Here is a 12,128-nt window from a genome sequence, read left to right on the forward strand (position 1 = left end):
GGGTGGGCGCCATGCGGTCGACGACGAGCGAGCTCAACTGGTCCGGCACGGTCACGTACACGGCCGAACGGGTCGTCCGCCCGTCGTCGACCGACGAGGCCGCCCAGGTCGTGGCCGACGCCGATCGGGTGCACGGCCTCGGCACCCGGCACTCGTTCAACGACGTCGCCGACACCGCAGGCACCCTGCTCGACCTGACCGGCGTCCCCACCGACCTGGTCGTCGACGCCGAGCACCGCACCGTGACCCTCGGAGCCGGCACCCGGTACGGCGACGTCGCGGCCGACATCGACCGTGCCGGGTTCGCCCTGCACAACACGGGGTCCCTGCCGCACATCTCCGTCGGGGGTGCGGTCGCGACCGGCACCCACGGTTCCGGTACGGCACTGGGCTCGCTCGCCACCGCGGTGCGCGCGTTCGAGGTGCTCGGTCCGGACGGCTCCGCCCGGACGATCGACCGGACGGACCCCGCGTTCGACGGTGCCGTGCTGCACCTCGGACTGCTCGGCATCGTGACCCGGGTGACCCTCGACGTGGAACCGTCCTACGGGATGCGTCAGGACGTCTACGGCGCGATCCCCTGGGACACCTTCACGGCGAACGTCGCTGACGTGCACGCCGCCGCGTACTCGGTGTGCGCCTACACCGTGTTCGGCGATGCGATCACCGAGGTCCTGGTGAAGTCGCGCGTGCCCGACGGCGCCGAGGACGTGCCGGTGCCCGAAGCGCTGGCCGGCGCACGCCGCCTGCCCGGCACCCCCGGCGACGACCGCCGGACCGCGCGCGACGGCTCGGTCGGACCGTGGTGGGACCGCCTGCCGCACTTCCCGATCGGGTCCGTCCCGAGCCACGGGTCCGAGGTGCAGAGCGAGCACTTCGTCCCGCTCCGGCACGCGGCGGCCGCTCTCGACGCGCTCCGGGGGCTCGCCGACCGGATCCAGCCGCACCTGCACGTCTGCGAACTCCGGACGATGGCCGCGGACGACCTCTGGCTCAGCCCGACCCAGGGCGAGGACGTCCTCTGCATCGCGTTCACCTGGAAGAAGCACCCGACCGAGGTCGCCGCGATCCTGCCCGACCTGGAGTCCCGGCTCGCAGCCTTCGACGGCCGACCACACTGGGGCAAGATGAGCTCCCTCGACCACGCGGCGATCGCCGGGCTGTACCCGCGGCTGGCGGACTTCCGCGACCTCGTCGCCCGGGCCGACCCGGAGCGGACGTTCGCATCCGCGTTCGGCGAGCGCGTGCTCGGGACCTGAGCCGGGCCTCCAGGCCGTGCCCCGCTAGCCGGTGGTGAACGCGAGCGGCGTGATCGTCCGCGTCTCGCCGTCCCAGTGCCGGACGCCGCCGACGTCGAGCGTCTCCGGCAGCGGCACGGCGCGCAGCGCAGCGACGGCGCGCGGCAGGTCCTCGTCACGCACCCGGCGGGCCAGCGTGACGTGCGGCGACCAGTGCCCGGGCACCGACGTCTCGACGCCGCCGGGCGCGACCGTGTGCACCTCGCCGTGGAAGGTCGTGAGCGCCGCGTCGAGGACCACCGCGCGCACGAGGACCGACCGACCGGCACCCGCGGGGAAGAGCAGGAGCCCGCCGAGCCGGATCGCGGTCGGGACCGACGTGCGGAACCCGGCCGGCACGGGCAGCGTGTCCCCGGCGGCCAGGGTGACGTGCGGGGCGTTCGACGGCGACGGGTGCCGACCGAGGCTCGGCAGGTCGGCGTCGATCAGGGCCTGCCAGGCGGACCGCACGGCGGCGTCCGACTCCGGGCCGAGGACGAGTTCGATGCTGCGCACGATCCGAGTCAACCAAGTCGTGTCGGGACGCGTGCTCCCACGCAGGCGGCACGGGTCGAGTGCTGCGTAACACGACGGAACGGAACTCGCACCGGGGGTGGACCGCACGTCACACTCGTCTCCACGCCGCGGACCACCGCGGCTCCCCCACACGCACTGCCCACGAGGAGCACCAGCATGTCCGCAGCCCCCGCACTGCCCGAGAAGCCGAAGGGCAAGCGCCCGATCGGCTGGATCGTCGCCGCCGCGATCGTCGTCGTGGCGATCGTCGTCGCCGTCGTCGTCGGCGCCCTCCGCTCCGGGAGCAACGACGCCGGTGCCGCCGGTGACGCCGCCCCGAAGACCGTCACGATCGGTGTCGCGGACAAGTCGCTCGGCTACTGGAGCACGTACACGAAGCTCGCGAAGGACAAGCTCAACGTCACCGTCAAGCTGACGAACTTCTCGGACTACTCGCTGCCGAACCCCGCCCTCAAGGACGGTCAGCTGGACATCAACCAGTTCCAGCACATCCAGTACCTGGCGGACTACAACGTCACCTCGAACGACGACCTGCAGCCGATCGGTTCGACCGCCGTCTACCCGCTGCCGCTCTACGCGACGAAGTACGACAAGCCGTCCGAGCTGCCCGCGAACGCCAAGGTCGCGATCCCGAACGACTCCATCAACCAGGCCCGTGCGCTCCTGATCCTGCAGGCGGCCGACCTGATCACCCTGAAGGACGGCGGCTCGGCGTTCTCCACCGCGGACGACATCGAGACGAAGAAGGTCGACGTCCAGCCCCTCGACGCCTCGCAGACCGCGAACGCGCTGCAGCAGGGCTCCGTCGCCGCCGCCGTCGTGAACAACAACTTCGCCACCGCCGCCGGCCTGCCGATCTCGGACGCGATCTACCAGGACGACCCCTCGAGTGCGAGCGCCGCCCCGTACGTGAACGTCTTCGCCGTCCGCGACGAGGACAAGGGCAACAAGACCTACCTCGACCTGGCGGAGCTGTTCCAGGACGACGCCGTGCAGAAGGCCTTCGCGAAGGACCTGCCCGAGGCCGTCGCCCGCGACGAGAGCGCCTCGAAGCTGCAGGACGAGCTCGCCCAGGTCGAGCAGGACGCGAAGGCGGCCAAGCAGTAGTGCCGGTCCTCGTCGAACTCCGCGGCGTCTCGAAGCACTACCGCCGCGCCGACACCGGCGAGACCGTGGTGGCCGTCGAGGACGTCTCCCTGGACGTGCACCAGGGAGAGGTCCTCGGCGTCATCGGGTACTCCGGTGCCGGCAAGTCCACCCTGGTCCGCCTGGTCAACGCGCTGGAACTGCCGAGTTCCGGCACGGTGACCGTCGCGGGCCGCGAACTGACGGCGATCCCCGAGCGGGACCGCCGTCTGGCGCGTCGCAACATCGGGATGATCTTCCAGCAGTTCAACCTGTTCCGGTCCCGCACGATCGCCGGCAACGTCGCGTACCCGCTCAAGGTCGCAGGCGTGCCGAAGGCCGAGCGGAACCGTCGCGTCGCCGAGCTGCTCGACTTCGTGGGCCTGCTCGAGCGCGCCCACGCCTACCCGGAGCAGCTGTCCGGCGGGCAGAAGCAGCGCGTCGGCATCGCCCGCGCCCTCGCCGCGTCGCCCGACCTGCTGCTCGCCGACGAGGCGACCAGCGCCCTCGACCCGGAGACCACCTCCGAGGTGCTCGCGCTGCTCCGCCGCGTCAACCGGGAGCTCGGCGTCACCATCATCGTGATCACGCACGAGATGGACGCGGTCCGGCAGATCGCCGACCGGGTCGCCGTGATGGAGCAGGGGCGGGTCGTCGAGGTCGGGGACGTCTACGACGTGTTCTCGACGCCGAAGACCGGTGCCGCGCAGCGCTTCGTCCGCACCGCGCTGCACGACCGGCCCTCCCCCGAGACGCTCCGGCGCCTGCGGGACCGCCACCCGGGTCGGCTCGTCACGGTGCAGATCACCGACGAGGCCGGGCTGCAGAACCGCATCGACGCCGCGTTCCGCGCCGCCGGGGTCACCGCCGAACTCGTCTACGGCGGGGTCGGCGAGATCCGGGAGCGTCGGATCGGGTCGCTCACCTACGAACTGAGCGCGCCCGGCGCCGAGCCCGACGCCATCGATCGCGCGATCGCCGCACTCCGCGCCGACGGCGTCACGACCGACGAGGAGGCCGCCGCGTGAACAACAACTCGTTCCAGAGCGTGATCGACACGTTCGACGTCTTCCTCGCCGCGATCCGCGACACCATCGTGATGTCGCTGATCTCGCTGGTCATCGCCGGGGTCATCGGCCTCGCGCTCGGCCTGCTGCTCTACGCGACCCGGCCGGGCAACGTCCTCGGCAACCGCACCGCGTACACGGTGCTCAACGTGTTCGTGAACCTGATCCGCCCGATCCCGTTCGTGATCTTCCTCGCCGCGATCGCGCCGCTGTCGCGGGTCGTCGTGCAGACCACGATCGGTGTCCCCGCGGTCACCTTCGCGATCTCGTTGGCCGCGGCCTTCGCGGTGTCCCGGATCGTCGAGCAGAACCTGCTGTCGGTCGACCCAGGCGTCGTCGAGGCTGCTCGGGCCTCGGGTGCGCACCCGGTCTCGATCCTGCTGACCGTGCTCATCCCCGAGGGTCTCGGCCCCCTGATCCTCGGCTACACGTTCATCTACATCGGCATCGTCGACATGACGGCGCAGGGTGCGCTGATCGGTGGCGGCGGACTCGGCGAGTACGCGATCACCTACGGCTCGCAGCGCTACGACTGGTGGGTGGTCTACGTCTCGGTGGCGGCGATCGTCGTCATCGTGCAGCTCGGCCAGTTCATCGGCAACCGCTTGGCGCGGGCAACGCTGCGTCGCTGACGCGGGCTCGCGGGTTCTGAGGGCAACCGCCTGGAGGCCCGGTGCCGGTCCACGAGACCGGCACCGGGCCTCCGGTGCGTCGCCGCCCCGACGGACGCGCCCAGCGTCGTGCGCCGAGCGGTCACGACTCCCCGCTCATCTCCGCCGAGGTCGCACGCACCGTCGCCCGACGCCCCCGCAACCGACAGTTCGGGACCACTCGGGGCCGCGCACACGGCACGTCGTGCGACCTCGACACGGGCTGCCGAGCGGTCACGACTCCCCGCTCACCTCTGCCGAGGTCGCACGAACCGTCGCCCGGCGCCCCCGCAACCGACAGTTTGCGACCACTCGGCGGCGCGCACGCGGCCTGTCGTGCGACCTCGGCACGCACCGCCGACGCTCCCGACGGCCCACCGCCGAGCGGTCACGACTCCCCGCCCACTTCCGCCGAGGTCGCACGAAGTGTCGGCTGGCGTCTCCGCAACCGACAGTTTGCGACCACTCGGCGGCGCGCACGCGGCACGTCGTGCAACCTCGGCACGCACCGCCGACGCGCCCGACGGCCCCCTGCCGAGCGGTCACGACTCCCCGCTCACCTCCGCCGAGGTCGCACGAACCGTCGCCCGACGCCCCCGCAACCGACAATTCGCGACCACTCGGCGATGCGCACGCGGCATGTCGTGCGACCTCGGCGGCCGGCACGAGCGGCCGCCGACGCGTGTCAGGCGGCGGGAGCCTCGACGGTGGTGACGGCGCCGGTCTCGCCGGGGTGCTCGTAGTGGGCACGGACCAGGATCGGGCGGTGGTCGGAGATGCCGGCCGGCAGGGTCTCGACGCCCGCGATGTGCAAGCCGACGCTCGTCGCGAAGTCGAAGTGGCCCGTGAACTTGCGGTAGCGCAGGTACGTCGGCTGGTCGGACAGCGACAACGCGAACCCGCCCTGCTCGATCTTGCGGCGCAGGTTCGTCTGGAACCACGGGTAGTTGAAGTCGCCGACCATGACCGCGGGGACGTCCTTCGCAAGTTCGCGCAGGAACTGGTGCGCGGCCTCGATCTGCTTGCGGCGCAGGGAGTTCGTCGCGGTCAGCGGTGAGGCGTGGAACGAGGCGACGACGACCTCGGCATCGGCCTCGGTGTCGCGCAGGTGCATCGCGATGAGCCGTTCGTGCGCGGGTGCGAGGACCCGGTCGTGCAGCGACTTCTGCAGCGAGTGGATGCTGAAGTCCTGCACCTCGAAGCGGTCGTCGCGCTTGTAGATCGCGAGCCCGAGTCGGTTGGTGCGGGTCGACGCGGCGAGCGAGAGGCCGCCGATCGACGGTGCGAGGTCGTTGCTGTCGCACTCCTGCACGCACAGGACGTCGGCGTCGGACGCCTCGGCCAGTGCGGCGAGCTCGCTGTTCGCGGTGTGCTCGCGGAGGTTGTAACTGACGACACGGAGCTGCGTGGGCTGCACGGTCTGCTCTGATGCGATCGTGCTCTGCTGCTCTGGCGCGGCCATGCTGCCTTCCTGTCCGGGTGTTCCGGTCACCCTGCCGCGGTCACCGTACTCGGGTACCGCGGACGGTTGCTGAGACTGTAACGCCTGCCGGGTTTCGTCCGTGTGACCGTGACGGAAACGGACAGCGGCGGGATCAGGCGCGGACACGGCGGACCGGGCGGACGGTGTCGCCCGCTGTGCGACTCATCAGGATGCCCTCCACGCAGGCGACCACGAGCAGGGCGGCGATGACCCAGAACGCGGCCGCGTACGGCCCGTCGCCGCCCAGCCCGGAGGCCGCGCGGATGACCACGGCGGCGACGGCGACACCGAAGCCCGCGGCGGTCTGCTGCAGCGTCGACGACAGCGTGTTCGCGGGGGTCATGTCGGCCTGCTCGACGTCGGCGAAGGCGATGGTGTTGTACGCCGTGAAGCCCACGGAGCGGGCGGCACCACTGACGACGAGCAGGACGGCGAGCAGCCAGAACGGGGTGTCCTCGGTCATGAACGCCATCGCGACCACGGTCAGCGCGGCGACGGCCGACGACACGACGATCACCGGGCGGTAGCCGAACCAACGGAGGAACGGGGTCGTCATCGGCTTGATGCCGAGGTTGCCGACGAACACCCACAGCACGGCGGACCCGGCGAGCACGGCGCTCCAACCCCAGGCGTCCTGGAACAGCAGCGGGAGCACGAACGGCACCGCGGACACCGCCAGGCGGAACAGGCCGCCGCCGGCGTGCGACACCCGGAAGGTCTCGAGCCGGAACGCGTCGAGCCCCATGATCGGGTGCGGAGCCCGGCGGAAGTGCCGGATCGCGAGCCAGCAGCACACCGCGCCGAGGATGCCGGAGACGACGACCGCGGTGACCGGCACGACGTCGAGCGCGAGCAAGGACGCCATGACCACGAGCGAGCCGAGCCCGACGCAGGCGAGCAGCGACCCGAACCAGTCGAACGGCACCCGCTGCGCCGCACGCTCCTGCGGCACGAGCACCAGGGCGGCGATGAAGGCGACGACGCCGAGCGGGATGTTGATGAGGAAGATCCAGTGCCACGACAGCGTCTCGACGAGCACGCCGCCGATGAACGGCGCGATGATCGGTGCGGCGAGGGCCGGCCAGGTCAGGATGGCGATGGCGGTGACGAGTTGTTCGCGCCCGGCGCTCCGGAGCACGACGAGCCGGCCGACGGGCACCATGAGCGCCCCACCGAGCCCCTGCAGGATGCGCCACAGCGTCAGCTCGACCAGCCCGGTGGACAGCGCGCACAGGGCCGACGCGATCGTGAACAGCGCGATGGCACCGGCGAAGACGGTCCGGGAACCGATCCGGTCGGTGAGCCAGCCGGACACCGGGATGAACACCGCGAGGGTCACGAGGTACGCGGTGATCGTCACGCCCACCGCGGCGGAGTCGACCCCGAGGTCACGCCCCATGGCCGGGGCGGCGGTCGCCAGGATCGTGCCGTCCAGGAGCTCCATGAAGAAGGTCCCGGCCACCAGCACGGCGACCGCCGTGCTGCGCGTCCGTCGTCTGGGTGTCGTCGCCGTCGTCGTCATCGCCCACCGAGACTATGCCCGCGGACGTCCGCGCCGTCACGGACGGGCCGCCCACCGGACGGGACACCGGGTGCGGCACCGACCGCCCACCGGACGCCGCACCCGCCACCCACCGGGCGCGACGCAGCGCACATGACGCGGGACGGGCCTCCAGGCGCAGTTCCGGGCGATCCTCATGCTCGGGCCGACTACCCTGGCCGGGTGCCGACCCGACCACCCGAACGCCGAGGAACTCGCGCGTGAGCCGCACCGACAGCGCCGGTGTGGTCGCCGCGGGCACGGCCAGCGGTCGACGACGTGTCCTGGACACCGTTGCCTCGTTGCCGGCGTGGGCGGCGGTCCTGCTCGTCTGGACGGGCGGCCGGGTCCTGTCGACCCTGTGGCTCGCGCTCGCGTACCCGCTCATCGGTCGTGCACTGCCGGGCAACGCGATCTGGGGCAACGAGCACGGGTTCGGCGCCTTCCTGGTGGCCTGGGACGGGCAGTACTACGAGCAGATCTCGCTGCACGGGTACCCGGACGCGCTGCCGCTCGACGCCGCCGGCAACGTCGCGCAGAACGCCTGGGCCTTCCTGCCGGCGTTCCCCTTCGCGATCCGGGCGCTGACCGCCTCGACCGGGGTGCCGTTCGAACTCGGCGCACCGCTCGTCGCGATCGTCGCCGGACTGCTCGCCACCTACCTGCTGCACCGCCTGGTGCGGGACCGCGCTGGGCACGCCGCCGCGATGTGGGCGGTCTTCTTCTTCAGCTGCGGTCCGCTGTCGTTCCTGCTGCAGGTCGGGTACGCGGAGAGCATGTTCCTCGCGCTGTCGTTCGGGGCGCTGCTCGCCCTGGAGCGTCGGCGCTACGGGCTCCTGACGGCACTCGGCGTCGCCGCGGCCTTCACCCGCCCCGGTGCCCTGGCGATCCCGCTCGTGCTCGGCGTCGTCGCACTCGTGCGGTGGGTCCGTGCACGGCGCGAGACCGGCCGGGTGCTCGAGGGCTTCCCGCTGCGCGAGCAGGTCCGGGTCGTCGCCGCGGGGCTGACCATGGTCCTCGCGGGGCTCGCCTGGCCGGTGATCGCCTCGCACGCCACCGGGACACCGAACGCCTACCTGGAGACCGAGATGTCCTGGTGGGTGAACTTCATCGGCCGCGTGGACTTCGTGCCGCTGACGCCGTGGTTCCTCATCGCGGGCCGCTGGCTCGGCGTGGGCGGGATCCTGATCGTGGTGTTCCTGCTCGTCGCGTACCCGATCTGGCTGCTCCGCCGCTCGACGCTGCGGCTCGGGCCCACGACGGTGCTGTACTCGGCCGCGTACGCGCTGTACATCTTCGCGGTGTCGCTGCCGATGGCCTCGACCCCGCGGCTGCTCATGCCGCTCGCGCCGCTGTTCGGGTCGCCCGAGCTGGTCGCGAAGCCCTGGATGCGGTGGACCTTCGTGACGGCCGCGTTGGCCGGGCAGCCGGTGCTGGTCGCGGTGCTGTGGCTGCTCGGCCCTCCGTGAGCGGCTGACGCGGAGTACTCGCAGGCACGCGCCCCGACATGACGCGACGCCGCCGTCCGGACAGGACGACGGCGTCGCGCGTCGGGCGTCTCGCCTCAGAGCTCGATCGTGCCGTGGTCGCCGGTGTCCGGCTGGCTCTGCTTGCCGAGCGCCGCCTTGAACATCTGCACCAGGCTGCCGACCGGCCCGGTGTCCTGGGTCCAGTACTCGACCGAGACCCCCTCGACCGTCAGCAGTCGGATCGACGGGTCCTGGCGGCCCTCGGGGAACCAGGCCTCGGCGAACGGCGACCAGAGCTCGTCGACGACCGATTCGTCCTGGGTCACGGTCGCGGTCCCGGCGATGGACAGGTACCCGCCCTGCGACTCGATCGAGACGTTGACGTGCGGGTTCCGCGCGATGTCCTCGACCTTCTCGCTGCCGTCCTGCACCAGGAACCGCAGGGTCCCGTGGAACGTCTTGTCCTGCACCGCGAGGGGCCTGGCGTGCAGGTTCCCGTCCTCGCTCACCGTGGTGAGCAGGGCCGTGTGGGCGCCGTGGACGATGTCCGAGATGGCGGCGCGCTGCTCCGTCTGTGTGTCGGTCATGGTGCTCCTTTGCGTCATGCGCCCCGCTCCGCTCGACGTGCGACCGTCGGTGCTCGGGGCCGTACCGTTCCGACCAGTGTGCCCCTCCGGCGCTGGACGCGTCAGCCCGGCGCGTCGACGTGGTCCGGTCGCGGTCGGCCTGGAGGCCCGGTGCACGCCCGCCACGCCGCCCCCGCCCGGCGCGCGCCGGCCTCCGAGCCGTGCATGCGTGTGCAGGAAGCGACACCACACGCGTCGATCGACAGGTGGAACGTCGTTGCATGCACACGCACCGGATGCGTGTGCATCGAGCGACCGGACACGAGTCGATCGACGCGCGGATCGTCGGAACATGCGCACGAACGGAACCGACGGGCGGCACCGTGGGCGGGCCAGCCGGCGTCAGGCGGGTTCGCGGATCGTGGTCTCGACGTCGACGACCTGGGGGATCTTCGGCATCGAGGCGAAGCCGAACGCCACGGGCGGGTCGAGCGGCGCCAGGTCCCCGAGCGGCTCCCCCGCCCAGGTCCCCCGCACGCCGGTGACGTCGTGCGCCCCGGTCACACCGTAGTACTCGCGGCGACCGTTGCCCGCCGAGCCCGCGGTCCCGGACCCGGGCGCGAGCAGCCGTGCCACGGGGTCGATCGCGGCGAGCCAGCGCGGGTCGCGGGCGATCGGCTTCGGGACGATGCGCAGGATCCGGCCGAGCGGCGAGATGCCGCCGACGTCGATCGAGGCCTGCAGTGCCCCGGCGGACAGCTCGAGGCCGCTGGCCGTGCGGCGGGCCCGGACGTCGACGACCGAGACGGTGTCGAAGCGGTAGGTGCCGGAGACGTACGCGGCGACGATCTCGTCGGGTGCGAGCAGCACGCTGGTGCCGTCGGGGAGTTCGAGGAACACGTCCGTGAACGGCCCGAACGGCGAGCGGTCCCACATGCCGACGACGATCCGGACGCCCGAGATGGTGCCGACGCCCATGATCCGGCCGCGGAACCGGCGTTCGACGACGGAGTCGGAGGCGTGACCAGCAGCGGGACCGGAGGCGTGGTCGGGGCGTGACGACATGCCCTGGACCGTACCCGCGGCCCCCGTGAGCCGATCTCGGCGCCCGCCCCGGGCCTCCCGGCCGTTGCCCGCGCGCCCGTGCCAGACGGAACCTGAACGCAAAACACCGGTGTCCACGCTCCGAACACCCGTGAAGGGTGGTGTGGAGCGCGAACACCGGTGTCTTGCGGACCGAACCGGACCGGACCCCGGACGGGCCAGCGACCGTCAGGCGACGGGGACGGGCTGCGCCAGCAGCTCGCGCACGCGGGGTGCGACCTCGGTGCCGTAGAGCTCGATCGAGCGCATCATGTCGGCGTGCGGCAGACGACCCGTCGCGTACCGCATGTCGAAGCGCGAGGCGCCGAGGATCCGCATGTTGCGCGCGACCTTCCGGGCGACGGTCTCCGGCGAGCCGACGTAGAGCGAACCGCCGGCCGACAGGCTCGCACGGTACCCGGCGACGTCGAGGGGCGGCCAGCCGCGCTCCCGGCCGAGCTGGTCGGTGACGGCCTTGTGGTACGGCCAGTAGCGCTCGGCGGCCTCTTCGTCAGTGGCGGCCACGAAGCCCGGCGAGTGCATCGCGATGGGCTGCTGCGGCAGGTCGAGCTGCGCGAGGGCCTGGCGGTACAGGCGCGAGAACGGGGCGAACTGGGCCGGCTGCCCGCCGATGATGGCGAGGAACAGCGGCAGGCCGTACGACGCGGCACGGATGACCGACTGCGGGGAGCCGCCGACACCGATCCAGGTCGGGATGGCACCGTGCTCGAGCTTCGGGAAAACGTCCTGGTCGACCAGGCCCGCGCGCTTCGTGCCGGACCAGGTGACGGCGTCGCCGCCGCGCAGGGCCGCCCAGAGCTGGAGCTTCTCCTCGAACAGGACCTCGTAGTCGCTCAGCTCGTAGCCGAACAGCGGGAACGACTCGGTGAAGGAGCCACGACCCAGGATGACCTCGGCGCGGCCGTTCGACAGGGCGTCGACGGTGGCGAAGCGCTCGTAGACGCGGACGGGGTCGTCGGAGGACAGCACCGTGACCGCGGAGCCCATCCGGATGCGCTCGGTGCTGGCGGCGATCGCGGCGAGGACGACCTCGGGGGCGCTCACGACGAAGTCGGCTCGGTGGTGCTCCCCGACGCCGATGAAGTCGACGCCGACCTGGTCGGCGAGGACGGCCTGGTCGACGACGTCGCGGATGCTCTGCGCGTCGGACTGCAGGCTGCCGTCGGCGCGCTCGGTGACGTCACCGAAGGTGTCGAGGCCGAGCTGCAGCGGTCCGATCCGGTCGGGTGCGGGCGGCGGGACGTCCGAGGGACGGTCGGTGCCGAATGCGTTGCTCATGGTGTCCTCCTGGTCGCACTTCCATGCGTTTG

11 protein-coding genes are annotated in these 12,128 nt (G+C 71.9%); 5 read left to right on the forward strand and 6 right to left on the reverse strand.

Annotated elements, in window-relative coordinates:
• Positions 1-11 precede the first annotated feature (11 nt).
• A complete protein-coding gene (locus DEJ03_RS03070; RefSeq protein WP_110863445.1) occupies positions 12-1,259 on the forward strand; it encodes a D-arabinono-1,4-lactone oxidase in 1,248 nt (415 codons plus the stop codon).
• 24 nt (positions 1,260-1,283) lie between these two features.
• Here the strand turns inward: DEJ03_RS03070 and DEJ03_RS03075 are convergent, their stop codons facing one another.
• Positions 1,284-1,793: a 2'-5' RNA ligase family protein gene (locus tag DEJ03_RS03075; RefSeq protein ID WP_110863446.1), complete on the reverse strand. Its 510-nt coding sequence runs from the start codon at positions 1,791-1,793 to the stop codon at positions 1,284-1,286.
• 177 nt (positions 1,794-1,970) lie between these two features.
• On the opposite strand from DEJ03_RS03075, the gene DEJ03_RS03080 reads away from it, so the two are divergent.
• Genes DEJ03_RS03080 through DEJ03_RS03090 form a run of 3 tightly spaced genes read left to right on the forward strand, consistent with a single transcriptional unit; the run spans position 1,971 to position 4,638 of the window.
• Positions 1,971-2,921 (forward strand): MetQ/NlpA family ABC transporter substrate-binding protein, encoded by a 951-nt coding sequence (locus DEJ03_RS03080; protein WP_110863447.1) that lies wholly within the window; start codon positions 1,971-1,973, stop codon positions 2,919-2,921.
• The gene (locus tag DEJ03_RS03085; protein WP_110863448.1) at positions 2,921-3,967 is read left to right on the forward strand and encodes a methionine ABC transporter ATP-binding protein; all 1,047 of its coding nucleotides are present in this window, start codon (positions 2,921-2,923) and stop codon (positions 3,965-3,967) included. The genes DEJ03_RS03080 and DEJ03_RS03085 overlap by 1 nt, the downstream gene beginning before the upstream one ends.
• Positions 3,964-4,638 carry a methionine ABC transporter permease gene (locus DEJ03_RS03090; protein ID WP_017888525.1) on the forward strand — a complete coding sequence of 225 codons (675 nt, stop codon included), beginning with the start codon at positions 3,964-3,966 and terminating at the stop codon, positions 4,636-4,638. Before DEJ03_RS03085 ends, DEJ03_RS03090 begins: the two co-directional genes overlap by 4 nt.
• 703 nt (positions 4,639-5,341) lie before the next feature.
• Here DEJ03_RS03090 and DEJ03_RS03095 read toward each other — a convergent pair.
• On the reverse strand, positions 5,342-6,118 hold the full coding sequence (locus DEJ03_RS03095; protein ID WP_071405095.1) for an endonuclease/exonuclease/phosphatase family protein: 777 nt from the start codon (positions 6,116-6,118) through the stop codon (positions 5,342-5,344).
• A gap of 133 nt (positions 6,119-6,251) precedes the next feature.
• The gene (locus DEJ03_RS03100; protein ID WP_110863449.1) at positions 6,252-7,661 is read right to left on the reverse strand and encodes an MFS transporter; all 1,410 of its coding nucleotides are present in this window, start codon (positions 7,659-7,661) and stop codon (positions 6,252-6,254) included.
• 239 nt (positions 7,662-7,900) lie between these two features.
• On the opposite strand from DEJ03_RS03100, the gene DEJ03_RS03105 reads away from it, so the two are divergent.
• Positions 7,901-9,148, forward strand: a complete 1,248-nt coding sequence (locus tag DEJ03_RS03105) for a mannosyltransferase family protein (protein ID WP_110863450.1) — start codon at positions 7,901-7,903, stop codon at positions 9,146-9,148.
• A 95-nt stretch (positions 9,149-9,243) separates the two neighbouring features.
• Here the strand turns inward: DEJ03_RS03105 and DEJ03_RS17800 are convergent, their stop codons facing one another.
• From DEJ03_RS17800 to DEJ03_RS03120, 3 genes are all read right to left on the reverse strand, one after another.
• On the reverse strand, positions 9,244-9,735 hold the full coding sequence (locus DEJ03_RS17800; RefSeq protein WP_181422582.1) for a pyridoxamine 5'-phosphate oxidase family protein: 492 nt from the start codon (positions 9,733-9,735) through the stop codon (positions 9,244-9,246).
• 381 nt (positions 9,736-10,116) lie between these two features.
• Positions 10,117-10,779 carry a hypothetical protein gene (locus DEJ03_RS03115; protein WP_110863452.1) on the reverse strand — a complete coding sequence of 221 codons (663 nt, stop codon included), beginning with the start codon at positions 10,777-10,779 and terminating at the stop codon, positions 10,117-10,119.
• Positions 10,780-10,986: 207 nt separating this feature from the next.
• The gene (locus DEJ03_RS03120) at positions 10,987-12,096 is read right to left on the reverse strand and encodes an LLM class flavin-dependent oxidoreductase (protein WP_111233255.1); all 1,110 of its coding nucleotides are present in this window, start codon (positions 12,094-12,096) and stop codon (positions 10,987-10,989) included.
• Positions 12,097-12,128: the final 32 nt, after the last annotated feature.

The sequence above is a fragment of the Curtobacterium sp. MCLR17_043 genome (genome assembly GCF_003224215.1).
Classification (GTDB): domain Bacteria; phylum Actinomycetota; class Actinomycetes; order Actinomycetales; family Microbacteriaceae; genus Curtobacterium; species Curtobacterium flaccumfaciens.

Bases quoted from the DNA above. Each gene is read 5' to 3' on its own strand.
- DEJ03_RS03070 (WP_110863445.1), top strand. From the start codon at position 12: ATGCGGTCGACGACGAGCGAGCTCAACTGGTCCGGCACGGTCACGTAC.
- DEJ03_RS03080 (WP_110863447.1), top strand. From the start codon at position 1,971: ATGTCCGCAGCCCCCGCACTGCCCGAGAAGCCGAAGGGCAAGCGCCCG.
- DEJ03_RS03095 (WP_071405095.1), bottom strand. From the start codon at position 6,118: ATGGCCGCGCCAGAGCAGCAGAGCACGATCGCATCAGAGCAGACCGTG.
- DEJ03_RS03100 (WP_110863449.1), bottom strand. From the start codon at position 7,661: ATGACGACGACGGCGACGACACCCAGACGACGGACGCGCAGCACGGCG.
- DEJ03_RS17800 (WP_181422582.1), bottom strand. From the start codon at position 9,735: ATGACCGACACACAGACGGAGCAGCGCGCCGCCATCTCGGACATCGTC.
- DEJ03_RS03115 (WP_110863452.1), bottom strand. From the start codon at position 10,779: ATGTCGTCACGCCCCGACCACGCCTCCGGTCCCGCTGCTGGTCACGCC.
- DEJ03_RS03120 (WP_111233255.1), bottom strand. From the start codon at position 12,096: ATGAGCAACGCATTCGGCACCGACCGTCCCTCGGACGTCCCGCCGCCC.